This is a genomic window from Microtetraspora malaysiensis (genome assembly GCF_050947145.1).
GTDB lineage: Bacteria > Actinomycetota > Actinomycetes > Streptosporangiales > Streptosporangiaceae > Microtetraspora_A > Microtetraspora_A malaysiensis.
Map to the genome: position 1 here is coordinate 4,476,462 of NZ_CP191998.1, position 24,467 is coordinate 4,500,928.

A 24,467-nucleotide genomic window follows, 5' to 3' on the forward strand; every position below is an offset into this window, starting at 1 on the left:
CGGTTTACGCGCCGGCCTCGCGCTGCGGGCGCGCGTGTACGGCGTCGAGGACGAGCGCGAGGAGGCGGTCGGCCCGGCCGGGGTCGTCGTCGTTCCTGGCGGTGGACAGGGCGATGCCGACGACGAGCTGGATGAGGTCGCCGGGCGTCAGGTCGGGGCGGGCGGCGCCGTCCCGCTGGGCGCGGGAGAGTAGGGCCGCCACGGCCTCCTCGATCACGCGCTGGCAGTCCAGGCCCGGCGCGTCCCGCTCCTCGAGCATGAGGGTGCAGGCGAGGCCCTGGTTGACCCGGGCGTGGTCCAGGAACGCGCGGAGCCATTCGGCCAGCGCCTCGTCGGCGGATTCCGCGGGCAGCAGCCGTCGCGCGTGTTCGCGCAGGGTGTCGATCCGGTCCTGGAGCACCGCCGTCAGCAGGGCGGAGCGGTTGGGGAAGTGACGGTAGAGGGTGCCCGGCCCCACGCCGGCCCGGCGGGCGATCTCGTTGAGCGAGGCGTCGGGCCCCGACTCGGCGAACGTCTCCCGCGCCGCGGTGATGATGAGGTCGTGGTTTCTCCGCGCGTCCGAGCGCCGCCGCGCGCTGATCAGGCCGTCCGCTGTCATCGTCCCATTCTCGGTCATCTCGGGTGGAGCGTCGCCCCTTCGCCATAGCCAACCGGAGAGGTTCTCCGGTGATGCGGGCGCCGGACATGTGTGCCGGCGGGTGCTGTCCGCGGATCCGGCGGCGCCGCCAACGGAGACGTGGCGGGAGCTCGCGCCGGGCGCTGCTCGGGTAAGCCGGGAGCGGCCCGCGGGTACCCGTCAGGCGGAGATCGCGCGCAGGCCGCGGGCGACCATCTCCCCGGCCCGGTCCAGTGCCCCGGGCCGATCCTCGACCAGGAGCTCCAGCCACAGTCCGGACACCAGCGTCGCGAGGAAGTGGACCTCGGAGGCGCCGCAGGGGTACCCGGCCCGCTCCAGCAGCGTCCGCACGATGTCGTGCCATCCGTCCGTCCAGTTCCGGGCTATGTCCTGGAGGGCGGGTTCGCGGCCCGCCTGCAGGTACAGCTCCCAGAGCCCGAGCTGGCGGCCCCGGTCCGACGCGTACGCGCGCAGGAGCGCCTGCGCCAGCTCGACCAGGGAGCCGGTGGCCGCCTCCTCGGTGAGGGAGGCCCGCATCAGCCGCAGGTCGCGTTCGACGAGCACGGCGAAGGCTCGCGCCACCAGCTCGTCGCGGGACGTGAAGTAGTAGCTGGTCGCCGCGAGCGGGATGCCCGCCCGCTCGGCGACCGCCCGGTGGGTCACCGCGGTGAAGCCGCCCTCGCCGAGCAGCGTGACGGCCGCCTCGACCAGTGCCTCCTTGCGGCGCAACGCCCTCTCCTGTGGCTTGCGCCGGGCCTTCCCGCCGTCCCCGCTCGGGGCCGGGCCGGTCAATGGGCCCCTGCCAGGTTCAGCAGCACGACGCCGCCGATGATCAGCAGGATTCCTCCGATCTTGGCGAGATTCATGTTCTCGCCCAGGAACAACATGCCGATCACGGCGATCACCGCGGTGCCGACTCCGGACCACACCGCGTACGCCACACCGAGCGGCATCTGCAGCTTGAGGGCCCGGGCCAGCAGCACGAACGAGGCGATGTAGCCCACCATCATCACGACGCTCCACCCCTTGTGGCTCAGCCCGTCGCTGAATTTGAGCGCGGTGGTCGCGACGACCTCCGAGGCGATCGCGCCGGCGAGCAGGAGCCAGGCCATGGGGAAACCTCCACAAAAACGGTACGCCCGTCCCACTTTAGTGGAAATATCACGATTAATTAGGGTGCGCGCGTGACGGGCTCGCACAGGCCAGGACAGGGGCGAGTGGGCCGCCCTGCGTTCCGCCTCAGTCGCTGAGCAGTCGTCGTGCGGTGAGGGCGAGCCTGGCCCGTGTCAGTCCGGTGGGCTCGGTGAGCTCGATGCCCAGGGCCTTTCCGATCTGGTCGAGTCGGCGGGCGACGCTGCTGTGGTGCAGGTGGAGCAGGTCAGCGGCCCGGCGTAGGGAGCCGGTCTCGCAGTAGGCGTCCAGCGTCTCCAGATCTTCTGGGTTGCCGGCGATCTGGGCGATCGCGGCCACGTCGGCGTTGCCTCGCACGGCGTCGGCGGGTATCTCGGCCAGGAGCGCTATCGCGCCCAGGCCGTCGTGGTGGACGACTGGCTGGCGTGGGGTGGTGAAGCGGAGGGCGGTGCGGGCTTGCTGCCAGGATCGCTCGGGGCTCGCGGCGGCGCCGAGTCCCGCGCGTACGCCTGCCGGAAACCGGGCCGGGTCCACGGTGGTGGCCAGGATGACGCCCATGTCGGCGAGTGGTGCCGCCTTGACCAGGTGGACCGGGCAGATCAGGCCGCCGACCTGATCGAGCGGAAACTGCGACCGTACGGCCACGACGTGGATCGGCAGGTCGGCGGCGAAACCCAGGAGCCGCAGTGCCCGAGCTCTGGCCGCCTCGTCGCTTTCGGAGCTGATCACCAGTTCGACCAGGGCGGGGTCGGCCATGGTGGTGCGGGCCGGGCCGTACTTCTCCACGACCGCCGCGGCGGCGATGGCGAGCCGGTCCAGCAGCACCTCGTCGAGCGGGTTCGACGGGCCGGGGCGTTCCAGCCACACCGTGCCGATCTCCTCCTCATCGAGCGTGATCGGCGCCGTCGTGGACGGGGGTGGCGGTGGAGCGGTTGCTTGTCTGCCATCAGGCGCCATACGGATCACCCGTCCCGTCCCGTGGAGCCGAATCCCGGCCACGCACTCGGCCAGGCCCGCTGAGGCCCTGGCGAGCGCCGGCAGATCCACTCGTCGGCGCATCAGTGTGTCGTAGAACGCGACGACGCGAATCGTGCCTTGGACGTGCGAATCCAGGTGCGGCAGATGTTCGACCAGGGCCTGCATGGCAGGAGGATAGGGCCTCTTCGGCTAGACGATAAGCGCCGATCGGTGCGTGATCGGGATGGGATGTCCGACGGATGGCGGATGATCTCGGAGGGGGCGGTCATGAGGATGGATGGCATGGATCCCGAACTGGAAGCATTCATCCCGTTTCTCCCGAAAACCGACTTGACCGACCCGGTCACCGCGCGCAAGAGCTTCGCCGAGCGCGCCGCCGCGAGGCCGGCGCCGGACACCGCGGACATGGAGATCGAGGACCGTACGGTGCCCGCCGATCCGGACGTGGCGGTGCGCATCTATCGCCCGCGCCAGGCCCAGGGCGCCATCGTCTGGCTGCACGGCGGCGGAATGGTCTTCGGCGACCTGGACACCGAGCACCCGTGGGCCGCCCGGATCGCCGACGGCTCCGGCGCGGTGGTGATCTCGGTGGATTATCGTCGGGCCCCCGAGCACCGGTTCCCGGCCGCCCTGGACGACGCCTACGCCGTGCTGAGCTGGACGGCCGAGCACGCCGCCGAGCTCGGTATCGACCCGGAGCGGATCGCGGTCGGAGGTCACAGTGCCGGCGCGGGCCTCGCGGCCGCGGTGGCGTTGCGGGCGCGTGCTGAGCAGGGGCCGCCGATTCGCTTCCAACTGCTCAACGAGCCCGGGCTCGACGACCGGCAGGAGACGTGGTCGCAGCTGCACTTCACCGATACGCCCTGGCATGATCGCGACAAGATCACCACAGCGTGGCGGCACTACCTGGGCTCGGCGCCCGCCACGCCGTACGCCGCGCCGGCACGGGCCGCTGACCTGTCCGGCCTGCCGCCCGCTTACATCGCCACCGCGGAGTTCGACCCGGTCCGCGACGAAGGCATCGGCTACGCGCTGCGCCTGCTGCAGGCGGGCGTGTCGGTCGAGCTGCACCAGTGGCCCGGCACCTTCCACGGGTCACAGGCGATCCTGTCCGCCGAGGTGTCTCAGCGGCAGATCGCCGACCTCGCCGCGGCGCTGCGCCGGGCCCTGACCGCCTGAGGTCGCCACGGCCGGGTCATCCCAAGGCCCGGCCGTGCGGGCGAGGCAGAGTCGTCGCGGCACGCCGGATGGCCAATCCCATCAAGCCGGCACAGGGCTGCAACCCCACAGCCACACCCGGCATCCCCGGCCCTGTGAGCGATCGAACCCAACTCACTTACAACGGAAGAAACTCTCCGATGCCTGACCAGCCACACACCGCCACCGCCTCCGAGCGCTCCAGACTGACCGCCTTCGGCGACCATCTGATCACTCTTCACGACGAACTCCGCCGCGACATCGCCGCCCTGCGAGAGGAGGCATCACGACTCTCTGCCGACGGTGACATCCCCGACCCGCTTCTCCTGCCCGAACGGCTTCACAGCCACTGCCTCTCCTTCTGCGAGGCCCTGGACGCTCACCACACCACCGAGGACCGGTCGGTCTTCCCCTTCCTGGCCCAGGAGCATCCCGAACTGTCCGAGGTGCTGGATCGCCTGACCTCCGATCACCGCATCATGGCGTCCCTCCTGGCCGACCTCCGCAAGGCTGCCGCTACCCCCTCCGCCCCCGACTTCCCTACGGATCTGGAACGCCTGTCGGTCGAGCTCATCACTCACCTCGACCGCGAGGAGCACTACCTCGTACCGGTCCTCAACTCCCTGACGCACTTTCCCGGGCACTGAAGCCGTCGAGAAGCCGGTAGCCGCCATGGTGTCCGGCGTCGCCGTACAGGGAGATGCCGGCAGCGTGCAGTGGTTCGACGTCGCGATAGATCGTGCGGGCGCCGACCTCGAGTTCGTCCGCGAGTTGCCGGGCCGTCATCCGCCCGCGCGACTGGAGCAGCAGCAGGATGGACAGCAGCCGAGAAACTCGCATCCACTGACAATACGTGTCAGTGGATGTCTCATATGGTCCGCTTCATGGCATTCATCGAGAAGACCATGCGGCCGCTCGACCCCGTCGTCGTCGGCGGCCGCACCTGCAAGCGCCAGATCGTCCTCCACAAGGGCGCGGACACCGGCGCCTGCCTGCTCGCCAACACGCGCCCGGAAGGACCGGTGGGTCTGTGAACGACTTCGACTTCTACATCGGCACCTGGAACGTGGCCAACCGCAGGCTGGTGAAGCGAGGCGCCGGCAGCAGCGAGTGGGAGGAGTTTCCCGGAAGGTCTGTCGCGCACAGCGTGTTCGGCGGCGCGGGCAACTTCGACGAGATCACCTTCCCCACCAAGGATTTCGACGGCGCGACGATCCGCCTGTACGACGCCGAGCGGGACGAGTGGTCCATCCACTGGATCAACAGCACGCGCGGCCTCGACCCGGTTCCGGTCGTCGGCCGGTTCGTCGACGGGGTCGGCACCTTCTACGCCGACGACACCGACGACGGCCGCCCGATCCGCGTGCGGTTCACCTGGTCCCGGATCACGCCGGACTCATGCCAGTGGGAGCAGGCGTTCTCCTACGACGGCGGGCAGTCCTGGGAGACCAACTGGATCATGGCCTCCACCCGCGTCTCCTAGAACGGCGCAGGTCAGCGGGCTGGCTGGGCCGTGACGGCGGCCGCTGAGAGACCAACAAATGGGTTGTCCCCCGGGGCGCCGTCTGTTGTACTCCCGACGAACAGCCGATCGAGCGAGGAGCCGGAAATGCGCGAAGCGTTCATGTCCACCCAGAAGAGAGCTTCCATCGATCCAGAGGGCATGACGCTTCGTGCAAACGCTGAACTTGGGGATTTTGGCGCATGTAGACGCCGGTAAGACGAGCCTGACCGAGCGGCTGCTCTTCGCCGCCGGTGCCATCGACGAGATCGGCAGCGTCGATGACGGCAGCACCCAGACCGACTCCATGGCGCTGGAACGGCAACGCGGCATCACGATCAAGTCCGCCGTCGTGTCCTTCGCCATCGATGGCGTTACGGTCAACCTGATCGACACGCCCGGCCACCCGGATTTCATCGCCGAGGTGGAGCGGGTGTTGAGCGTGCTCGACGGCGCCGTACTAGTGATCTCCGCCGTTGAAGGGGTGCAGGCGCAGACCCGGGTGTTGATGCGGACGCTGCGGCGGCTGCGCATCCCCACCCTCATCTTCGTGAACAAGATCGACCGCGGCGGCGCCCAAGATGAACGCACCCTGCGGGACATCTCAGAGAAGCTGACGCCTGCCATCATGCCGATGGGATCGGTCCGCGACCTCGGCGCGCGCGCCGCCGGCTTCACAACGTACGGCGCGGCCGACGACGCCTTCACCACCGCACTGACCGATCTACTGGCCAGCCACGACGATGCGTTCCTGGCCACGTACGTCAACGACGAGACGGCGGTTCCGTACCACCGGCTCCGGGACGAGCTCGCGGCACAGACCAAGCGGGCCCTGGCGCATCCGGTGTTCTTCGGTTCGGCGATCACGGGTGCGGGCGTGGACGCGCTGATCACCGGTATCACTGACCTTCTGCCCGCAGCCGAAGGCGACGTCGACGGACCTGTTTCCGCCAACGTGTTCAAGGTCGAGCGGGGTCCAGCCGGCGAGAAGATCGCCTACGTCCGCGTGTTCTCGGGCACCGTCCGAACGCGAGATCGGCTGCGATTCCGCGGGGACAACGAGGGGAAGGTCACCGCGGTCCATGTCTTCGATCGCGGGTCTGCCGTCACGCGTGCGTCGGTCACCGCGGGAGAGATCGGAAAACTCTGGGGACTTGCCGATGTCCAGGTCGGCGACGCGATCGGCGCATCGCGTACGGCCGCGGAGTATCACCATTTCGCCCCGCCCACGCTGGAAACGGCCGTCGTTCCCCGACACCCCGAGGAGAAGGGGGCGTTGCACGTCGCGCTCGCCCAGCTCGCCGAACAGGACCCGCTCATCAACCTGCGGCAGGACGACCTCCGGCAGGAGCTGTTCCTCTCGCTCTACGGCGAGGTGCAGAAGGAGGTCATCCAGGAGACGCTGGCGACCGACTTCGGCATTGACGTCGATTTCCGCGAAACGACGACGATCTGCTTCGAACGGCCGATCGGCACCGGCGTGGCCGTCGAAATACTCGGCAAGGAGCCCAACCCGTTCCTGGCCACGGTCGGGCTGCGGATCGAACCGGCCGCCGCGGGTTCCGGCGTGGGCGTCAAACTGGAAGTGAAGGTCGGGTCGATTCCGCTCTTCATCTACAAGGCGGTCGAGGAATTCCAGAAGGCGATCGAGAACACGGTGCGGGAAACCCTGCGCCAAGGCCTCCGGGGATGGCAGGTCACCGACTGCACGGTCACCATCACGCAGTCCGGCTACACATCCCCGGAGAGCACCGCGAGGGACTTCCGCCTCCTGACGCCGATGGTGCTGATGAGCGCGCTGCAGCAGGCCGGAACCGTCGTGTGCGAGCCGGTCCACCGCTTCCACCTCGACGTCCCGGCAGACACGATCGGAACGATCCTGCCCGTGCTTGCGCGGTTGAGTGCCGTTCCGCGAGTTCCGGAAATTCGGGGTCCGGCATGCGTGCTTGAAGGTGAGATCCCGGCGGCTCGGGTGCACGAGCTGCAGCGACAGCTGCACGCGCTGACGCGCGGTGAAGGCGTGCTGGAGTTCGCCTTCGACCACTACGAACCGGTCCGTGGCGCGCCTCCGAGCCGACCGCGGTCGGATCTCAATCCGATCAACCGTAAGGAATACCTGCTGCACGTCATGCGGCGGGTCTAGTGCCGCGACCGGCAAGGTTTGCCGGGACGGAGCGGTGATCCAGGGTGGTGCATCGCAAGGCGGAGGAGGAGGCCGTAGCGGAGCCGGTCGCCCTACGCGACCCGGACTCAGCGACCGCACAGGTCGGCGTCGACGACCGGGCGCAGCACGCCGCCGACCGTAACGAGGCCGACGATGACTGATCGCGTACGGTATCAAGCGCGCTCTTCAAGCGCGGGCGCTACTGCAGTTGGTCGCGGCGGTGGGTGAGGTAGGCGGTCTCGCCGGTGTTGCCGGCCAGCTCGATGGCCTGGTCGTAGGCCGCGCGTGACTGCTGGCTTTGGCCCAGCCGGCGCAGCAGGTCAGCGCGGGTGGCGTGGTAGGCGTGATAGCCGGCCAATGCCTCGGCGAGTCGGTCAACGATGGCCAGTGCCACCTCCGGCCCGTCGAGCTCGGCCACGGCGATGGCCCGGTTGAGGGCGATGATCGGCGAGGGGTCGAGGCGGACGAGCTGGTCGTAGAGGGCGAGGACCTGCGACCAGTCGGTGTCGCGTACGTCGCGGGCGCAGGTGTGCACGGCGTTGATCGCCGCGAGGATCTGGTAGCGGCCCGGAGCCACCCCGGCGGCGGCAGCGGCGAGGCGCTCGCGCACCAGCCGGTGACCCTCGGCGATCAGCGCCGCGTCCCAGGCCCCACGGTCCTGCTCGTTGAGCGCGACCAGTTCGCCGTTCGCCGAGATCCGGGCGGTGCGGCGGGCCTCGGTGAGCAGCATCAGCGCCAGCAGCCCGGCCACCTCACCGTCGTCCGGCATGAGGGCACGGATCAGGCGGGTGAGCCGGATCGCCTCGGCGGTCAGGTCGTGACGTACGGGATCGGTGTCGGGGCCGGTCGCCAGGTAGCCCTCGTTGAAGACGAGGTACAGGACGGCGAGCACGCCGGTGACGCGTGCCGGGAGATCCTCGGCGGACGGCACGCGATAGGGGATGCGAGCCGCCTTGATCTTGGCCTTCGCGCGGGTGATCCGCTGCCCCGTGGCACTCTCGGCCGCCAGGAAGGCGCGGGCGATCTCGGGCACGGTCAGACCGCCGACCATGCGCAGCGTCAGCGCCACGCGGGTCTGCATCGCCAGCGCCGGGTGACAGCAGGTGAAGATCAGCCGGAGCCGGTCGTCGTCGATGGCGCCGGGAGGCTCGGGCGGGTCGTCGTCGTACACCATCTGAGCCTCCTTGTGCTTGTCGTCGCGCTTGTTCTCGCGCCGGATCCGGTCGATGGCCTTGCGGTTGGCGGTGGTGGTCAGCCAGGCGCCGGGGTTGGGGGGTACGCCGTCGGCCGGCCACCGCTGCACGGCGGTCGCGAACGCCTCGGCGGCCGCCTCCTCGGCGATGTCGAGGTCACCGAAACGCCTGGTCAGGGCGGCGACCACCCGGGCCCACTCCTCGTGGTGGGCCCGGGTGACCGCCTCCTCGACGTCGCTCACTGGAACGGCCGCACCTCGACCTTCCGATCGCAGACCTTCGACGCCTCGGTGGCGAGCTTGAGCGCCACATCCAGATCGGGGGCCTCCCACACCCAGACGCCGGCGAGGTATTCCTTCGACTCCAGGAAAGGCCCGTCGCTGAACATCGCCTGCTCGCCCCGGTTGTCGATGACGGTGGCCGTGTCGGGTGAGGCGAGTCCGCCCGCGAAAACCCAGTAGCCCTCGGCGATCAGTCGTTCGTTGAACGCGCTGATGGCAGGCTGCCTGTCCGTGCTGCCGGGATTGCTCTTGTCATCGATCACGGAAACCAGGTACTGCATCTGAAGATCATCTCCTGTGGTGTCAAGACAGCGTGGTTCGGTGGTCAGGACTTCAAGCCGTTGGCGCATACTGAGGGCGCCCGGCCGGCCGGTAGACCTGGATCGTCACGCCCTTCGAGTCGACCCGCGACTCGACCAGGTCGAGCGCAAGATCCGGACCGGTCTCCGGGAACAATCGCGCGCCCTGGCCGAGAACCACGGGAACGACAATCAGAGTCAGCTCGTCGACCAGATCGTTCTCCAGCAGCCACCGGACCAGGGCGCCACTGCCGTGCACCTGCAGCTCACCCCCGGGCTTGGCCTTCAGCTCACTGATGGCCGCCGCGAGGTCACCGCAGAGAACGGTCGTGTCCTCCCAACGCGGCGCGGTGAGCGTGGTCGAGGCAACGTACTTGGGGGCCTCGTTCAAGGCCACGCCGATGGGATGTGTGCGCATCTGGTCGATTGATCCCCAGGAGCCGGCGAACAGCTCGTAGGTGCGCCGGCCGAACAGGAACGCCTCTGCGCGCTGGTAGGTCTGCGTGATGAACGTCCTGGTCTCGTCGTCACCCGCCCCCCGGGCCCATCCGCCGCGCTCGAATCCGTTCCTGCGGTCATCCGACGCGGCGCCGTTTCCCTGCATCACTCCATCGAGGGTGACCTGGGTCATGGTCGTCAGCTTCATGATCGCGGTTCCTTTGCCTTGGCGCCGCCGCTTGTGGGCGGCCTCACCCCTGCTACGAACACCACCACCCCGATCCGACACCCCCTCCCGGACTTCTTTGAAGAAATTTCCGGGACGCCGGTTGTTATCGATCCGACAGCACGACAGTGTCGCGGCGACTGCGCTCCGCCTCCTCAAGCGCGCCCAGCGCGGACAAGCTCGTGGACCAGGTCGAACGCGAAGATCCTGGCCAGTGGTGGCGGGCGTCGAACGGCTCGGGCGCGAGGGCACCCTCGTCGGTGGCGTAGCCGCCGAAGCGCTGGATGCGGGCGTGCTAGCGGGTGAGGATGCTGATGCCGATCATGCGGGCGCCGGTCTCCGTACGCGGGCGGTGCGTGCTGCCAGGTGCGAACACCACATAACTGCCCGGCCCGAGGCGCCGCCCTCGGTCGATGAACTCCCCCGACACCACGTAATAGCGTTCCTCGCCCTCGTGGACATCCACCTCGGGCCACTCCGTCCCCGGAGCGAAGTCGTACATCCACCCGCGAGCCCACTCGGTGGCCGGCAAGCGCCGCCGAACGATCCCGGGAACGACCTCCACCGGTTCGACCTCGTCAACGTGCAGGACCTGTGTCGACAAGCAGGTCTGCCTCTTCGAGAGCTGGCTCGTCGGTCACCTTGCCATCATCGCCGAGCCTGAACACGCCCAGATCGTCCGCCGGTTCGCGACCTGGAGCGTCCTGCCGAAACTCCGGGCCGGCGCCGACCGCCGACCCCTCACACCCGGTAGCCAGAAGTACGCCACGGGCCAGGTCAAGCACGCGACGGCCTTCCTGATCTGGCTCAGCGATCAAGACCTGACCCTCACCACATGCCGCCAGACCGACATCGACCGCTGGCATGTCGAGCACAACGAGCACAACCGGGACACCGTCCGGCCCTTCCTGCTGTGGTGCCAGAGCACCAAACTCACCCGACGCTTCCGGCTGCCACCCCCGCAGGCCCGGCGGGCAGCCCCGCTCGCCCAGAACGAGCGCCTGAGCCTCCTTGGCCGACTCCTCACCGATGACAGCCTGCCGCTGCGGAGTCGCGTCGCCGCGGTCATCGTCCTGCTCTATGCGCAGCCCTGCAGCCGAGTCGTCCGCTTGACCATCGACGACGTCCTTCATGACAACGACCAGGTCCTGCTGCGTCTGGGCGAACCTGCCTCGCCGGTGCCCGCGCCGTTCGTCGAACTCCTCCTGAGCTGGATCGATAACCGCGACAACATGAACACCGCGACCAACCGCGACTCCCGATGGCTCTTTCCCGGCCGTCGCGCCAGCCAGCCGCTGAACCCCAACAGCCTCTCCGGCCTGCTCAACGACCTCGGCATCCCCACGACCGCCGCCCGGACCGCAGCGATCCGCCAGCAAGTCCTGGACGTGCCCGCCCCCGTCGTTGCCGACGCGCTCGGCTACCACGACAAGACCACCACCCGGCTACTCAACGAGACCGGCGGGGCATGGAGCCGATACGCCCCCGGAGAGCACGGAAAGTCACTGCCACGTCAACAGCACTGACAACACACGACAGTTGAGCACGAGAGCCCTCTGTCACCTGTCAGTCGCGGCTCCCGCGCTCCGGCTCGGACTCACTTGATGAAAACCGCCCGCGCAATCTCATCGGGGGCGGCGCTCGCCTCCGCGACCAGTTCCCCGTCGGCGGACCAGATGCCCGAACGGCCGGACGTGCGATCGAAGCCGCCACCGGTCGGACCTGCGAAGGCCGCCGTGGCGACCCATACGCCGTGGTCGGCGGCGACCCGGCGGGCTCGCTCGCCGTGGACCTTAGCCTCGTGATCGGCGTGGACAACCCCAGCCACGTACCCGTCGATGCCCAGCGCGGCCGTCTTCGCGGCATGCTCGGGGATACCCGTGTCGCGGCAGACGGCAAGCCCTAGCCGCCACCCGTCCACTTCGATCACGGCGGGCTCCCCAGACACAAAGTGAGCGGCCTCGCTGCCGTGGAGGTACACCTTCCCATAAGCCACGCGCGCGCCGTCTCCCTCCACAGCCAGGATGCCGATGCACGGACCCGGCACAGGCGCGCCGACCAGGGCAAGCGTCCCGGTCTCGGCACAGGCGGCGACGATCGGAGCCAGCCGTTCATCGTCCGGAACGACCGGCACCGCGTCCAGCTCGTATCCCGTCAGCGACATCTCGGGGAAGACCACCACCCGCGCGTCCGCCGCCCGAACGGCCTCCGCGTGAGCCACCGCGTTGGCCGTCACGTCGTAAGCCGTGCACCTCGGCTGCGCCGCCGCGATGCTCAACGCCTGCTCCACCCCGAACTCCCCTCATCGAATCGCACGATCAGCCTACAGAGCAGCCACACAGCGAGCCGTTGCGCACCTGCCGCAGAAGCCTGCCGTCGTTCCACCAGCACATCACCGCTTGCCCAGACTCAACGCTCCCCAGCCCCGTCACCCAAAGTCACTGTTCGAGGCTGCCGGTGGACCAATACACGACAGTTGAATACGCGAGCCCACCAGTATCAACCCCCGACCCCGCCGGGACGCGTTGAGCCGAAGGCGGTGAACTCCTGCTTCACGCCGCCCAGCCCGGCGCCTAGGATCGCGCGGCCGCCGCTCAGCCTGTCCAGCGTCGCCACCGTCTGGGCCAGCCTTTCCGGGCGGTGCCGGGCCACGGCCGTCACCGCCGTGCCCAGCCTGATGTGCGAGGTCGCCTGCGCCGCCGCGGCGCGACGTCGATGCCGTAACGCATGCCCCCCACCCAAGCACCCGGCACCGACAGTTCTGGGGGTGCCGCGATCGCGCAACGCGGCGCCGACGAGCGGGTGAGCGCCGCCCAAGAGGAAGCGGTAGAGCAGATCCGGCAGACACGCGAGCAGGCCGACGCTGCTGTCGCCGAGGCCAACCGCGCCGTGCAGGAGGCGAGGACACCCTTGCCCGCCTGCGCCCTCACGGTGCCGAACTCGTCGGTGGTGTGGTCCGGTACGAGGACAGCTACTTGCTCTGCTACGTCCGCGGCCCCGAGGGGATCTTCGTCGGGTTGGCCGAGCAGCTCGGCTAGTACGACATCCCAGAGCCGTCCGCTGACACCATCGAATCCAACGAGATGCCTCGTGATCAACGAGACGGCCAGTTCAAAGGACTACCTCTTTGATCATGAGGCACCCAGGTCAGGAGGGCCACAATGCCTCAAGGCCAACGAGACAGGACAGCCCCCCGTGCCGGCTGACGCTGGTACGGCGTGGAGGGCGGATCGGCCTCGATGACTCACGGGGTGGTCATCCTCCCTGATCAGCTTCGGCTGACGGAGGTTTCCGCCTGATCGTCACGTTCGTTGCGGGCGACTGGTACGGCGGCCTGCCCGAGACGCTCGGGTGGACGGCGGTTCCACGGGCCGCGACAGGACCGCAACTGCTCCTTTCTGAGATCGACGAGACACGTTCAAGCTGGTCATGTGGGTGCCGGAAGCGCGCACAGGCGCGCCCAGCACGTCAGGAACGCCTGTCTCCACGGCCAGGTAGCACTGATCTTCACGATGCGGCGGCGGGCGTGGGAGACGAGCCGGGCGGGCAGGTGCCACAGGCAGTACCGCATCGTCTGCGGTTCGGCCCGAGCCAGCTCGGCGTCGTCGTACAGGCCCAGCAGGCGAGTCCAGGCGTCCAGATCGGCGGCGATGTTGGCCGCCAGCACCCACCCGACATTCACGTTCCAGGTCTTGGACGGCAGATTACGCAAGCCCATGGCCTTGCTGGTCCGCACCCGGTCCTCCACGCTCGCATGCGAGCGGTGCAGCACGTCGATGAACTGCGCCTGATGGCTACCGGGCACGCCCCGCATCCCCCGCGGGCCCATGTTGGTCGCGATGATCGAGTACTTCCCCCCGGTCTGCTTCTCCAACGCCGTGAGCTTCGCCGCATGCCGGCCCGAGGGTTTGACCCGGCGCACCAGCAGACGCACCTTCCACATCCCGGCGCGGGCGTTGACGCCGGTCAGTTCGGCGACGCCGGCCTGAGGATGCACGGTGCCGTCCTGGCGTAGCGCCGCCTCCCACGCCATCGTGGGCAGGGCGGCGATCGCCGCCTCATCCACCTCGGTGATCGTCCATCCGACGGTGAAGCGCACCGTCCGCCGCGTGGTGTTCAGCTTCTCCAGCCGTTCCAGCAGGTCATGGGTGGCGCCCGCACCGTCGATGCGGATCAGCAGCTTGGCCCGCCACCGGGCGGGGATCTGCTCGATCGCCGCAGCCAGCACCTCCAGGTGATCGGCCACCGTGTTCGAGCCCGCCGACCCTTTGCGCAGCAGCATCGCCAGCGATTCCTGGGTGTTGGCACACCACGCACCCAGCGGATGAAAACCCCAGGTCTTCTTGAACGTGGCCGCCGCGCCTTCCTTGGGCGAATGCGCGGTGATGAGGGTCGCGTCGATGTCGATGACGACCCACCCGGTGAGCACTTTTCCGGCCACCTGCAGCCAGGGGAATCCGGCCTCGCGCTGCGCGATCAGCGTCCACACGTGCCGGCGCACCCGCGCCCTGGCCCGCGCGATCCAGATCCTCAGCCGCTCGCCTTCACCGACCGGTTCCAGGCTCCGCCGCACGGTGGAGTCCGAGGGTGGGGCCCCGAACAGCGCCTCTTGGTGGGCCAGCAACACGATCTGGCGCATGCTGGTGGCCCCGAGCGTGATCGCGACCGCCAGTTGGATGAGCACTACGCCCCGGTCCCATACCGGCACGGTGCCCAGTCGGGCGAACACGGCGCCCAGTGCCCCGGTCAACCCTGTCTGATCAGCGCATTTACGTAAGAGCACGGCTCCGGCGTGCCCTATCAAGCCCTTGCCGTCCACGCGTACGGACAAGCGGCGGTCCCATGCCGTACTGTTCACCCGGAAGGTGCGTCCGTTCTCTGCGATCTCGTGATCTAGGCAATCCGATCATCGCAGGCCGGAGGCACCTTCTTTCATTATTGATCTTCAGTGCGAAATGCCGACTGAATAGCCGAGGTCGGTTCGGCGGGCCCTGTCCAACCCCGGCAATCCGCTTCCTCCGGCACGTCAGAAACTCGCCTTTGGCAAATCGCTTGTATTCATTCAAAATCTTGTGCATTCTTCAATGCATAAGTTTACAGGAACTGGTGGACAACATCCTCGCCATCCGCTGGCCGCTGCCGTACTTCCCCGAGGACGACCAGACCCCTCCGCGCGAGCGCGACGCCGCGGTGCACGACGCGTGGAGGCCCCGCTCGGACTTCATCCGGAGACTGGAAGCCGCAGCGGCAGATCACGGCCCGGACTACGATCCGCTCCTCGCCGCTCTTGAGGACCTCGTCGCGATCAAGAAGGCCGCCGATGAGCAGATTCGGCTGCTCCTGGCCTACGGCCGGGTCTACGTCACCCCGCGCCCGCACACATTGGAAACCCTCGGCCAGGCTGCCGGCCTCACCCCCTCCGGCGTCAGCCGCGCCTTCGGCGCCAAGGAGATCCTCGCCGTCGGGAATCTGACCGGCCGGCGCCCCGCCGCAGTCGAGATCGACGATCACAATCCCGATCTCTTCCCCGGCGATGACAGCCGACGGCGGTGCACCTGGGGAGGCAGCAAGAAGAACCCCTGCACCGACGAGCCCAAGTACGCTGTCACCGACAAGTCCGGCACCAAGTGGGCCTGCTGTGACAGCCACCTGCCCGGCTACCTCCGCTCCCGCCCCCGCGCCTGAGCCGAACGGGCGCTCCGCGTAGGCCCTGTACTGCCGAAGCTGCCGCCAAGTAGCGCTGTGTAGTCGCGTCTCTGCCGCTGACCCGGTCAACGGACCAGGTCAGCGAGCTTCAGGAAACCAGCGCCGGGGCTGCCGACCGGCAGCCGATCGACAGAAGCGGTATTTCTATACCAAACAGAAGCTCAATTATCCGCAGGATGATCGTCGGAAGTTCTCGTGTTGCCAGCGTGTGTTGTTGCTGCGATGGCAAGAACAGACGATCGAGGTGGTCATCGCCGCTGTCTGTTTGGGTGCCAGGCAGTAGGCGTGTCATGACTCCCAAACGGAGATGGCTGACGAGGCCTGAGTCAGCCGGCCTGCTGGTGCCAGCGGTGTAGCAGGCCGGGAATCTCGCCGAGCAAGAACTCGTAGAAGGCGTGCATCTGGGTCAGCCGCCGATGGGCGGGGGCTCCGCTCTCGGTGGCCGCGATACCCGCGGCGGCGGCCTGGAGCATGGCTTCGATCACGGTGTTCTGGCCGGTGAACAGGGTCGCCCAGGCATCGTCGCGCAGCCGGTAGTGCTCGCGCCGGCTCCCCGGGGCGGGCAGGCGCTCGATCAGTCCGACCGCCAGCAGGGATTTGATCGCACCGGAGACAGAGCCCGCGCTGGCGTCCAGTCGTTCGGCGATCTCCCCGGCGGTGACGCTCTCCTGGTCGGTGAAGAGGAAGACCGTCAGGGTGCGTGCGGACATGCGCTGCAACCCACCCTCGATCAGGGTCAGCGCCAGTTGCTCGGCCGCGCTCCACTTGTCGTTCACGTACGCAAGCGTATCCAAGGCGCTGTAGCTTCAGAAATTTCCGAAATGTCAGTATAGTGCGACTATCGGCCTCTCCCCGGAGAGGATTCGATGGTGTGCCGGGAAGTCTGGTCGGCGATGTGACAACCCCCAACGCTGGTCAGATCACCAGGAGCATCGTGAAACTCCTCATACTCGGCGGCACCCACCACGTCGGCCGCGCCCTCGTCGAGACCGCACTGGAGCGCGGCGACGAGGTGACCACCCTTAACCGCGGGCTCAGCCGCGCTCCCGCGCCCGGCGTGCGCGCCCTGATCGCCGACCGCACCGACCCCGAGTCCGTACGGCAGACGCTCGGCGGCGGCGAGTGGGACGCGGTCATCGACACCTGGGCCTGGGCGCCGCGGGTGGTGCGTGACAGCGCCCGCCTGCTGGCCGACCACGCAGGACACTACGGGTACGTCTCCAGCCGCGGCGTGCACCGCTGGCCCTGGCCGCCCGGCGCCGACGAGCACGCGCCCCTGGTCGACGGCGACCCCGCCAGCACCGACGACGCCGACTACGCCGCGGCCAAGCGCGGCGGCGAGCTCGCTGTCGCCGAATCCTTCGGCGAGCGTGCGTTGCTGGCCAGGGCCGGGATGATCCTCGGCCCGTATGAGGACGTCGGCCGCATCCCGTGCTGGCTGCGACGCCTGGAGAAGGGCGGCCGAGTCCTGGCCCCGGCGCCCGCCGACACGCCCCTGCAGTACCTCGACGTCCGAGACCTGGCGGCCTGGATGATCTCCTCCGCCGAACGCGGCCTCAGCGGCGCCTTCACCGTCACCGGCCCACCCGGCGCGATCACCCTCGGCGAGCTGCTCACCACGGCACTGGAGGTCACCGGCTTCGACACCGAGCTCGTGTGGGCCGACCCGGACCTGCTCATCCGCCACGGTCTGCCGCTCGGCATGGAATTCGGCCTGCGCCTACCGGACGGCAGCGTCCCGAGCGGCATGCACGACGCCGACGTCAGCGCCGCCTCGGCCGAAGGCCTCACCACGCGCCCGCTGCGCGAGACCCTCGCCGACACCTGGACCTGGCTGCAAGCCGAAGGCGACCCGGCACCCCGCGCGGACGCGCCTTCCCCCGACACCTGGCTGGACGCCGCCGCCGAACAGCGGCTGCTCGGCCAGCTCTCCCACTGAAAGACGAAGACATGCGCGCCATCATCATCGGAGCCGGCATCGCCGGCCTGGCCACCGCCCTGCGCCTGCACCAGATCGGCTGGGACAGCCTCATCGTCGAACGCGCCCCGCAGCGGCGCGGCGGCGGCTACGCCGTCACCTTCGGCGGCATCGGCTACGACGCCGCCGAACGCCTCGGCATCGTGGACGACCTGCGGGCCAAGGCGTTCGACACCACCGAGCTCGTCTACCACAAGAGCGACGGATCGCGCCGATTCGCGCTCGACCGCGCCACCATCGCCGCCACCACAGGCCCGCGCTCGATCACCATCCTGCGCGGCGACCTCGAAGCCGTCCTGTACGAGAAGGTCCACGAGCAGACCGAGCTCCGCTTCGGCACCACCCTCACCCATGTCGACCAGGACGACCACGCCGTCCGCGTCACCCTGAGCGACGGCACCGTCGAGGAGGGCGACCTGCTGGTCGGCGCCGACGGGCTGCACTCGGCCACCCGCGCCCTGCTGTTCGGCCCGGAGGAGAACTTCCTACTCGACATGGAGCACAAGGTCGCCGTCTTCATGCTCGACCGGCGACCGGCCAGCATTGCACCCGGCGCGACCGGCACCCTGTCCTCCAACGGCCGTACCGCCGCCATCATCAGCATCCCCGACGGCCGCAACGTCGCCTTCTTCGGCTACCGCACCGACCACGCCCGCCCAGGCGAGGACGTGGGCACCGAACTGGAGCGCATCTACGGCGACCTCGGCTGGGTCATCCCCGAAGCCCTCGCCGGACTGGCACGAGCCGACTCGGTCTACTTCGACACCATCAGCCAGGTCGTCGCACCGACCTGGAGCAAAGGCCGCGTGGTGCTGCTCGGCGACGCCGCCTGGTGCGTCACCCTGTTCGCCGGATACGGCTCCTCACTGGCCGTCGGCGGCGCCGACCGGCTCGGCACCGAACTGGCCGCACACCCCGGCGACATCCCCGCCGCCCTGGCCGCATGGGAGGCCGCCATCCGCCCCGAAGCCGAACGCAAGCAGAAGCTCGGCCGCCGCGTCAAAGGCGTCTACGCCCCGGCCAACCCCCTGGTGCTGTGGCTGAGCCTGCTCCCGCTGCGCCTGGCCTCCCTGCCGCCGGTCCGCCGGTACATGACGCGCCGCTTCATCAAGGGCTGAGTATGTGGGGCGCCTGGCCGCCCGCGCGGCCAGGTGTTCCGTTTGGCCTCGGCGAGCTGTGCTCAGGGGCGGCGAGTCGCCGGGTCACGGCCTTCTTGCCACCGCGCCAGCGCCTCAGGGGAGACGCGGGCGTAGCGGGCCAGGGAGGCGACGGAGGTGTGGCCGGAGAAGGCGAGCAAGGTGGAGGTGTTCGCCCCATCTTCGGCGGCGTGGGTCAGAGCGCCGTGGCGGAGCTGGTGCAGCGTGTACGGCCCGCCGGGCAGGCCGGTGGTGGCCGCGGCGCGCCGGTAGGACAGCCGGGCCTGGCCGGTGGCGGGGGCGGCGGCGGTGCGCCAGACGATGACGTCGACGGCGCCGCCTTTGCGCCTGACCCGGGCGCGGCGGTTGCGCAGGTCGAGGTCGTCGACGTCGAGGGCCAGGACCTCCTGAGCGCGGGCGGCGCTCTCGTACAGCAGCCGGAACAGGGTGCGCTCGCGCAGGGCCAAGCGCGGCAGGGTGAGCAGCGTCTCGATGTCGGCGCGGGATAGGGCACGGGTGCGGTCGGGGGTGCGGGCGCGGCGGCGGATGCGGCGCAGCGGGTCGCCGGCCAGCCAGTGCTGGTCGCGCCACCACGCGCATGCGGAGCCGAGCGCATCCAGGCGGACGTTGAAGGTCGCGGCGGCCGCGCCGCCCCAGCGGCTGGTGAACCAGGCCGCGAGCCGGTCGGCTCCGGCCTCCCCCTCGAGTTCGGCCAGCGGGGCCTGCTCGCCGAACTCGGCGAGCAGGGCACGCAGCGCGATGGCGTAGGCCTTGGCGGTTCGTTGGCGACGGCGATGGTCTCCACGCCATGACAGCCGCGGCCGCTCACGCTCACGATGCGGACCTGTCTTCAGCGGAGCTGAAGACAGGTCCGCGCTCGATGATCAACTTAAGATTCTTGGCTGAGGTCCGTCGCACGCTCGCTCCCAGCCATGTCTGGTTCGCGGACCTCTACCATCGCACACGAGATCCTTTGGTCGGTTGGATTCTCGATCAGCGTGAATATCGCGATGACGCCCCGTGGGGTTTCTACACCGACAGCCCCGACGAGGAGATGCTCCCGCATTCGCTGGACTAGCGATTTGAAGATCACGGGCCAGATTCAGTGAGACACGGCAGGCCAACCTGACCCGTGGGGCCAACTTCGATGAGACATCACCGACGGCCTGTCTCATCGAAGTTGGCATCTTCGTATTTCAGCGTCCCGACGGGATGCCACCTGCAATGAGAACGGACAGGCGCGTTCGCCGAAATGTGTCAGGTCGGATGAGACGGAGGTGGACCCCACCTGCGGCAACATCAGCTCGTTTCTGCAAGTACATCACTGAACTCTTGCGTCATGAAGCCAATCGTCACGGGAGGTCTCACTCCGCACCAGCGTCAGGAATGACGCCAGCAGATACTTTTCTGCCATGAGTGTTCACCGCGTGGTCGCCCTGGTCCTGCCACCGCAGTCCACGTTCGAGCTGGCGTGCGCCGCCGAGGTCTTCGGCATGGGTCGGTCCGGTCTCCCCTCCCGCTACGCGTTCGACGTGTGCGCGGAGCGCCCGGGCGCCGTACCGACCCTGGCCGGCTACGACATGGCGGTGAGCCACGGACTGCCGACCATCGAGGTCGCGGACACGGTGGTGATCCCCGGCTGGCAGCATCGCGAACAACCCGCCCCGCCCACCGTGATCGACGCGGTACGGCAGGCCCACCGGCGCGGCGCCCGCCTCGTTGCGATCTGCTCCGGCGCCTTCCTCCTCGCCCAGGCGGGGCTGCTGGACCACCGCAGGGCGACAACCCACTGGCGGATGACCACCGAACTCGCCACCCGCTTCCCCGACATCCAGGTCGAGCCCGACGCCCTCTACATCGACCTGGGCGACATCGCCACCAGCGCGGGCACTGCCGCCGGCATCGACCTGTGCCTGCACCTGGCCCGAACCGATCACGGCGCGGCCTACGCCGCGCAGATCGCCCGGCACATGGTCATGCCGCCACATCGCGAGGGCGGACAGCTGCAGTACGCCGCTCCCCCTCATGCCTACCGCCCGACGGAGTCGCTGGCCCCCGTCCTCGACTGGGCCACCGAGCGGTTGCACGAGCCCTTCACCGTCAGCGACCTCGCCACACAGGCCAACATCTCACCGCGAACCCTCGCCCGGAGATTCGCCGACCAGCTCGGCACCAGCCCCGGCCGATGGTTGCTCCAGCAGCGTGTGATGGCGGCTCGCGCCCTCCTGGAGGAGACGGACCTCCCCGTGGAGACGATCGCCACCAGGGTCGGCCTGTCCTCTGCGGCCAACCTCCGCAGACGCTTCCACGCCATGGTGCACGCCACGCCGGCCGCCTACCGCCGCTCCTTCGGCGGCCACGCCGGCGGCACGCAGCCGCGCGGCTGAGGCGTGTCGGCGAGTACGACGGCAACCCCGTTCCGGTGGGCCGGATGTCCGCGTCGCGACCGGCGGACGGCTACGGGCGGGTCCGCCGGGGTGGGAAGCAGGCCAGGAGCCGGCGCAGGCCCTCCTCGACGCGCTCAGCCGGGATCCCGCCGTAGCCGAGAACGAGCCCGTGGCGCGCCGGACGCTCCCCGCAGTAGGCGGCGAGGTTCTCCACGGCGACGCCCGCCTCCCGGGCGCGGGCGATCACCGCGCCGAGGTCCACATCCTCGTCGGCGCACGGGACGAGCCGGGCGCACAGGTGCAGGCCGGCCGCGGACGGCATCACCTGGAGCAGGTCGGTGAAGTCACGCCGGAGCGTCGTGAGGATCAGGTCGCGGCGGACGGCGTACTCGCGGGTGGCCTTGCGGATCTGCCGGCCGAGCATCCCCTCGTCGATGAACCGGGCCAGCGCCGACTGGGTGACGACGTCGCCGTGCCAGTCGGCGAGCTGCCGGGCCCGCCGCAGCGCGGGCAGCAGCGACGCGGGCGCGACCAGGAAGCCGGCGCGCAGCGTCGGCAGCAGGGTCTTGGAGAACGATCCGACGTAGACGACGCGGCCCGCGCGGTCAAGGCTGTGCAGCGGTTCGAGCGGCCGTCCCCCGAACCGGAACTCGCTGTCGTAGTCGTCCTCGATCACGGTGGCGCCGCGTCGTTCCGCCCAGTCGAGCAGGGCGGCCCGGCGTTCGGGCGACATCGGCGTGCCCAGCGGGAACTGGTGGGACGGCGTCACGTAGACGAGGCGCGCGGTGGCCGGGATGGCGGCGACGTCCAGGCCCTCCGCGTCCACCGGGACCCCGGTCACGCGCGCGCCGAGGGAGCGGAACAGCAGGCGGGCGGGGGGATAGCCGGGTTCCTCGACGGCCACGTGGTCCCCCGGCTCGATCAGCACCCGGCCGACGAGGTCGAGCGCCTGCTGGGCCCCCTGGGTGACCAGCACGTCGTCGGGCTCGGCCCGCACCGAACGCGATATCCCGATATAGCGGGATATCGCGGCGCGCAGTCCCGGGTGCCCGGACGGGTCGCCGTAGACGGCGGCGTGGACGACGGAGGGGCGCAGCTCGCCGGCCACCAGCCGCCGCCAGGTCGCGAGGGGGAACAGCCGCGGGTCGGGCGTGCCCACCCGGAAGTCGTAGCCGGGCGGGGTGCCGCCGTCCCCGCCGACCGGGGTCGTGAGCTCCTGCCACAGCCGGCGCGGCGCCACCGCGCCCGCCTTCCGCCGTCGCGGTGCCGCCCCGCCGTACGCGGCCGGGCGGCCGGGCAGCGCCTTTTGGGTGACGAAGGTCCCCGCCCCGGCCCGGCCTTCGAGGAAGCCCTCGGCGACCATCCGCTCGTACGCCAGGGCCACCGTGTTGCGCGACACCTCCAGCCGCCCGGCCAGCTCGCGGGACGGCGGCAGCCGCTCGCCCGGCCGGAGGCGCCCGTCGAGGATGGCGTCCACGACCTGCCGGTAGATCCGGGCGGAGAGGTCACCCCGGCCCGCGAGGCTCACGTGGAAGTCCATGGTCCGCAGCGTATTTGGCCCAACCAGGTCGCCGGGAATTGACTCTCGCGCCGAGGCGGCGTGGGAGCTCCAGGCGAGCCCGCCGCTGGTGATCTTCGGTGCGGACGACCGGAGATGGCGATCCTCATCCGCCACCGGGATGCCGATTCCGGGATGGGACGCACGGCACGGCTGCTGCGCCGCGGTGGCCGCTACGCCGATCTCTGGAACATCTCCATGGCCTCGTAGGGGCCGGAACCGTCGATTCGCCTGGCAAAGCCGTCGAATGCGTGTTCTACTGAACCTCATGCGAGCGGTGCAGGAGTCGCTCCTCGACGCCGGGAACGCGTCCCCGCCGGTCGAACGCCCCCGGACCGAGCGGCAGGCGGTCACCCGGGCCAACGGCGGCGTCACCTGCCATGAGGTGGCGGCGCGGACGGCCGTCGAGCGGGTCCCGGAGGCGGCGGAGCTGCCGTACCGGTGGAGCGTGAGCCCCTACCGGGGGTGCGAGGGCGCGTGCGCGTACTGCGCTGCCCGCGGCGACCACCGCGGGATCGGCCTGGACGCGGGCGCCGGGTTCGCCTCCACGATCGTGGTGAAGACCGGCCTGGCCGACCGGCTCCGGCGCGAGCTGGCGTCACCGCGGTGGGAGGCCGAGCCCGTCGTGCTCGGCGCGGCCGGCGACTGCTACCAGCCGGTGGAGGAGGTCTACCGGCTGATGCCGCCGATCCTGCGCGCGCTCGCCGACGCGGGGAACCCGTTCACCGTGATGACCAAGAGCCCGCTCGTGCTGCGCGACCTCGACCTGCTGCGGGAGGCGGCCAAGGTCGCGCCGGTGCGCGCGGCTGTCCCCGTCGGTTTCGTGGACGACCGGGTGCGCCGCTCGGTCGAGCCGGGCGCCGCGACGCCGCAGCGTCGCCTGGAGGTGTGCGCCGCGCTCAACGAGGCGGGCATCCCGTGCGGGGTGCTGATGTCGCCGATCCTCCCCTTGATCACCGACTCCCCCGACCACCTGCGCTCCACGGTGCGCCGGGCGGCGGAGGCCGGGGCGGTGAGCGTGACGCCGATCGTGCTGCGGCTGTCCTCGGGCACCCGCGAGTGGTACCTGTCCTGGCTGGAGCGCGAGCACCCGGGCCTCCTGCCGCGCTACCAGGCCCTGTACGGCAGGGGCTCCACCGCGGAAGCCGGCTATCGGGCGCGGATCGCCGCCCAGGTGCGCGGCCTCGCCGAGACGTACGGCATCGGCCGGGGCGACCGCCGCTGGCGGCGGCGCCGCTCCCCCGCCCGCCAGCTCACACTCGCCTGATCGCTCCGCAGCACGGGCCGAAAGGGCGTCCTGCGCCAAGCACGGTTCTCCGGATTTGGGGCAACCACTCTCGACAGGGGCTTTGCCTCCCTTGGATGCGCCCGGCCGTCCGGCGTGCCTAGCGTGGAATTGATGGGCACGCCGTTTCGGTGACTTCCGTACGGCTTCCGTACGACCGAATCGACGCTCCGTAGCCAGGCCGGGTCTGGCAGCCGAAACCATCACGACACGGGGTGATCGCTCATGATGAGGCACGCTCTGGCAGCAGGGGCGATGGCGGCTTCCGCTCTCGTCGTCCCCGTGACACTGCCCGCGCAACCGGTGAGCGCGGCACCCGCGGCGACGGTCGCCACCACGTCCGCGGTGCCCGCGTCCACCACGGTGACCACGACGTCGGCCACGAATGGGGGG

General features: G+C 69.7%; 30 protein-coding genes and 1 pseudogene. 13 read left to right on the top strand and 18 right to left on the bottom strand.

Annotation, left to right across the window (positions count from 1 at the left end; all coding sequences use genetic code 11):
* Window positions 1-4: 4 nt before the first annotated feature.
* From ACQP1V_RS21125 to ACQP1V_RS21140, 4 genes are all read right to left on the bottom strand, one after another.
* Window positions 5-598: a TetR/AcrR family transcriptional regulator gene (locus ACQP1V_RS21125; protein ID WP_387409738.1), complete on the bottom strand. Its 594-nt coding sequence runs from the start codon at window positions 596-598 to the stop codon at window positions 5-7.
* A gap of 198 nt (window positions 599-796) precedes the next feature.
* Complete coding sequence (locus ACQP1V_RS21130; protein WP_433425553.1) at window positions 797-1,345, bottom strand: TetR/AcrR family transcriptional regulator; 549 nt, start codon at window positions 1,343-1,345, stop codon at window positions 797-799.
* A 59-nt stretch (window positions 1,346-1,404) separates the two neighbouring features.
* The gene (locus tag ACQP1V_RS21135) at window positions 1,405-1,728 is read right to left on the bottom strand and encodes a DMT family transporter (RefSeq protein ID WP_387409741.1); all 324 of its coding nucleotides are present in this window, start codon (window positions 1,726-1,728) and stop codon (window positions 1,405-1,407) included.
* Between the two features lie 127 nt (window positions 1,729-1,855).
* Window positions 1,856-2,890: a helix-turn-helix domain-containing protein gene (locus ACQP1V_RS21140; protein ID WP_433425555.1), complete on the bottom strand. Its 1,035-nt coding sequence runs from the start codon at window positions 2,888-2,890 to the stop codon at window positions 1,856-1,858.
* 117 nt (window positions 2,891-3,007) lie between these two features.
* On the opposite strand from ACQP1V_RS21140, the gene ACQP1V_RS21145 reads away from it, so the two are divergent.
* Together ACQP1V_RS21145 and ACQP1V_RS21150 are read left to right on the top strand one after the other, a co-directional pair.
* Entirely contained in the window at window positions 3,008-3,904 is an 897-nt protein-coding gene (locus tag ACQP1V_RS21145) for an alpha/beta hydrolase (RefSeq protein ID WP_433425557.1), read from the top strand.
* 179 nt (window positions 3,905-4,083) lie between these two features.
* Window positions 4,084-4,569 carry a hemerythrin domain-containing protein gene (locus ACQP1V_RS21150; RefSeq protein WP_433425559.1) on the top strand — a complete coding sequence of 162 codons (486 nt, stop codon included), beginning with the start codon at window positions 4,084-4,086 and terminating at the stop codon, window positions 4,567-4,569.
* On the opposite strand, the gene ACQP1V_RS21155 is transcribed toward ACQP1V_RS21150, so the two are convergent.
* Window positions 4,538-4,762, bottom strand: coding sequence for a helix-turn-helix transcriptional regulator (locus ACQP1V_RS21155; protein WP_433425561.1), 225 nt, complete (start codon window positions 4,760-4,762; stop codon window positions 4,538-4,540). The two genes, ACQP1V_RS21150 and ACQP1V_RS21155, sit on opposite strands and share 32 nt — an antisense overlap.
* Window positions 4,763-4,806: 44 nt before the next feature.
* Here ACQP1V_RS21155 and ACQP1V_RS21160 point away from each other — a divergent pair, with 44 nt between their 5' ends.
* From ACQP1V_RS21160 to ACQP1V_RS21175, 4 genes are all read left to right on the top strand, one after another.
* Window positions 4,807-4,956, top strand: coding sequence for a hypothetical protein (locus ACQP1V_RS21160; RefSeq protein WP_387409748.1), 150 nt, complete (start codon window positions 4,807-4,809; stop codon window positions 4,954-4,956).
* Window positions 4,953-5,405, top strand: a complete 453-nt coding sequence (locus tag ACQP1V_RS21165) for a hypothetical protein (RefSeq protein ID WP_433425563.1) — start codon at window positions 4,953-4,955, stop codon at window positions 5,403-5,405. The genes ACQP1V_RS21160 and ACQP1V_RS21165 overlap by 4 nt, the downstream gene beginning before the upstream one ends.
* Before the next feature lie 190 nt (window positions 5,406-5,595).
* Window positions 5,596-7,566 (top strand): GTP-binding protein, encoded by a 1,971-nt coding sequence (locus ACQP1V_RS21170; RefSeq protein ID WP_433425565.1) that lies wholly within the window; start codon window positions 5,596-5,598, stop codon window positions 7,564-7,566.
* A 44-nt stretch (window positions 7,567-7,610) separates the two neighbouring features.
* Window positions 7,611-7,748, top strand: a complete 138-nt coding sequence (locus ACQP1V_RS21175) for a hypothetical protein (RefSeq protein ID WP_433425567.1) — start codon at window positions 7,611-7,613, stop codon at window positions 7,746-7,748.
* A gap of 38 nt (window positions 7,749-7,786) precedes the next feature.
* Here the strand turns inward: ACQP1V_RS21175 and ACQP1V_RS21180 are convergent, their stop codons facing one another.
* From ACQP1V_RS21180 to ACQP1V_RS21200, 5 genes are all read right to left on the bottom strand, one after another.
* Window positions 7,787-9,022 carry an RNA polymerase sigma factor gene (locus tag ACQP1V_RS21180; RefSeq protein ID WP_433425569.1) on the bottom strand — a complete coding sequence of 412 codons (1,236 nt, stop codon included), beginning with the start codon at window positions 9,020-9,022 and terminating at the stop codon, window positions 7,787-7,789.
* Window positions 9,019-9,342: a YciI family protein gene (locus ACQP1V_RS21185; protein ID WP_433425571.1), complete on the bottom strand. Its 324-nt coding sequence runs from the start codon at window positions 9,340-9,342 to the stop codon at window positions 9,019-9,021. The genes ACQP1V_RS21180 and ACQP1V_RS21185 overlap by 4 nt, the downstream gene beginning before the upstream one ends.
* A 52-nt stretch (window positions 9,343-9,394) precedes the next feature.
* Window positions 9,395-10,006, bottom strand: a complete 612-nt coding sequence (locus ACQP1V_RS21190) for a dihydrofolate reductase family protein (RefSeq protein WP_433425573.1) — start codon at window positions 10,004-10,006, stop codon at window positions 9,395-9,397.
* 313 nt (window positions 10,007-10,319) lie between these two features.
* Complete coding sequence (locus tag ACQP1V_RS21195; RefSeq protein ID WP_433425908.1) at window positions 10,320-10,589, bottom strand: cupin domain-containing protein; 270 nt, start codon at window positions 10,587-10,589, stop codon at window positions 10,320-10,322.
* A 13-nt stretch (window positions 10,590-10,602) separates the two neighbouring features.
* Window positions 10,603-11,157: a hypothetical protein gene (locus tag ACQP1V_RS21200; protein ID WP_433425575.1), complete on the bottom strand. Its 555-nt coding sequence runs from the start codon at window positions 11,155-11,157 to the stop codon at window positions 10,603-10,605.
* Between ACQP1V_RS21200 and ACQP1V_RS21205 the strand changes: the two genes are divergently transcribed.
* Window positions 11,134-11,550 (top strand): hypothetical protein, encoded by a 417-nt coding sequence (locus tag ACQP1V_RS21205; RefSeq protein ID WP_433425577.1) that lies wholly within the window; start codon window positions 11,134-11,136, stop codon window positions 11,548-11,550. The genes ACQP1V_RS21200 and ACQP1V_RS21205 overlap by 24 nt on opposite strands.
* Before the next feature lie 71 nt (window positions 11,551-11,621).
* Here ACQP1V_RS21205 and ACQP1V_RS21210 read toward each other — a convergent pair whose 3' ends face one another.
* Both ACQP1V_RS21210 and ACQP1V_RS21215 read right to left on the bottom strand, forming a co-directional pair.
* On the bottom strand, window positions 11,622-12,314 hold the full coding sequence (locus ACQP1V_RS21210; RefSeq protein WP_433425579.1) for a carbon-nitrogen hydrolase family protein: 693 nt from the start codon (window positions 12,312-12,314) through the stop codon (window positions 11,622-11,624).
* 209 nt (window positions 12,315-12,523) lie between these two features.
* Complete coding sequence (locus tag ACQP1V_RS21215) at window positions 12,524-12,766, bottom strand: LLM class flavin-dependent oxidoreductase (protein ID WP_433425581.1); 243 nt, start codon at window positions 12,764-12,766, stop codon at window positions 12,524-12,526.
* Between the two features lie 158 nt (window positions 12,767-12,924).
* Here ACQP1V_RS21215 and ACQP1V_RS21220 point away from each other — a divergent pair.
* A pseudogene (locus ACQP1V_RS21220) lies at window positions 12,925-13,062 on the top strand (VOC family protein); the annotation flags it as partial.
* A 389-nt stretch (window positions 13,063-13,451) separates the two neighbouring features.
* Here the strand turns inward: ACQP1V_RS21220 and ACQP1V_RS21225 are convergent.
* Window positions 13,452-14,909 (bottom strand): IS1380 family transposase, encoded by a 1,458-nt coding sequence (locus ACQP1V_RS21225; RefSeq protein WP_433425910.1) that lies wholly within the window; start codon window positions 14,907-14,909, stop codon window positions 13,452-13,454.
* A 221-nt stretch (window positions 14,910-15,130) separates the two neighbouring features.
* On the opposite strand from ACQP1V_RS21225, the gene ACQP1V_RS21230 reads away from it, so the two are divergent.
* The gene (locus tag ACQP1V_RS21230) at window positions 15,131-15,709 is read left to right on the top strand and encodes a hypothetical protein (RefSeq protein WP_433425583.1); all 579 of its coding nucleotides are present in this window, start codon (window positions 15,131-15,133) and stop codon (window positions 15,707-15,709) included.
* 109 nt (window positions 15,710-15,818) lie between these two features.
* Here ACQP1V_RS21230 and ACQP1V_RS21235 read toward each other — a convergent pair whose 3' ends face one another.
* Both ACQP1V_RS21235 and ACQP1V_RS21240 read right to left on the bottom strand, forming a co-directional pair.
* The gene (locus tag ACQP1V_RS21235; protein WP_433425585.1) at window positions 15,819-16,022 is read right to left on the bottom strand and encodes a hypothetical protein; all 204 of its coding nucleotides are present in this window, start codon (window positions 16,020-16,022) and stop codon (window positions 15,819-15,821) included.
* Between the two features lie 34 nt (window positions 16,023-16,056).
* Window positions 16,057-16,506, bottom strand: coding sequence for a GbsR/MarR family transcriptional regulator (locus ACQP1V_RS21240; protein WP_433425587.1), 450 nt, complete (start codon window positions 16,504-16,506; stop codon window positions 16,057-16,059).
* A gap of 158 nt (window positions 16,507-16,664) precedes the next feature.
* Here ACQP1V_RS21240 and ACQP1V_RS21245 point away from each other — a divergent pair, with 158 nt between their 5' ends.
* Together ACQP1V_RS21245 and ACQP1V_RS21250 are read left to right on the top strand one after the other, a co-directional pair.
* Entirely contained in the window at window positions 16,665-17,669 is a 1,005-nt protein-coding gene (locus tag ACQP1V_RS21245) for a reductase (protein ID WP_433425589.1), read from the top strand.
* Between the two features lie 11 nt (window positions 17,670-17,680).
* Window positions 17,681-18,826 carry an FAD-dependent monooxygenase gene (locus ACQP1V_RS21250; RefSeq protein ID WP_433425591.1) on the top strand — a complete coding sequence of 382 codons (1,146 nt, stop codon included), beginning with the start codon at window positions 17,681-17,683 and terminating at the stop codon, window positions 18,824-18,826.
* Window positions 18,827-18,888: 62 nt separating this feature from the next.
* Here ACQP1V_RS21250 and ACQP1V_RS21255 read toward each other — a convergent pair whose 3' ends face one another.
* Window positions 18,889-19,713, bottom strand: coding sequence for a tyrosine-type recombinase/integrase (locus ACQP1V_RS21255; protein WP_433425912.1), 825 nt, complete (start codon window positions 19,711-19,713; stop codon window positions 18,889-18,891).
* A 543-nt stretch (window positions 19,714-20,256) separates the two neighbouring features.
* Between ACQP1V_RS21255 and ACQP1V_RS21260 the strand changes: the two genes are divergently transcribed.
* Window positions 20,257-21,231, top strand: coding sequence for a helix-turn-helix domain-containing protein (locus ACQP1V_RS21260; RefSeq protein WP_433425593.1), 975 nt, complete (start codon window positions 20,257-20,259; stop codon window positions 21,229-21,231).
* Window positions 21,232-21,301: 70 nt separating this feature from the next.
* Here ACQP1V_RS21260 and ACQP1V_RS21265 read toward each other — a convergent pair whose 3' ends face one another.
* Window positions 21,302-22,771: a PLP-dependent aminotransferase family protein gene (locus ACQP1V_RS21265; protein ID WP_433425595.1), complete on the bottom strand. Its 1,470-nt coding sequence runs from the start codon at window positions 22,769-22,771 to the stop codon at window positions 21,302-21,304.
* A gap of 286 nt (window positions 22,772-23,057) precedes the next feature.
* On the opposite strand from ACQP1V_RS21265, the gene ACQP1V_RS21270 reads away from it, so the two are divergent.
* Window positions 23,058-24,056, top strand: coding sequence for a radical SAM protein (locus ACQP1V_RS21270; RefSeq protein ID WP_433425597.1), 999 nt, complete (start codon window positions 23,058-23,060; stop codon window positions 24,054-24,056).
* Between the two features lie 221 nt (window positions 24,057-24,277).
* Here ACQP1V_RS21270 and ACQP1V_RS21275 read toward each other — a convergent pair whose 3' ends face one another.
* Window positions 24,278-24,457, bottom strand: coding sequence for a hypothetical protein (locus ACQP1V_RS21275; RefSeq protein WP_433425599.1), 180 nt, complete (start codon window positions 24,455-24,457; stop codon window positions 24,278-24,280).
* Window positions 24,458-24,467 lie beyond the last annotated feature (10 nt).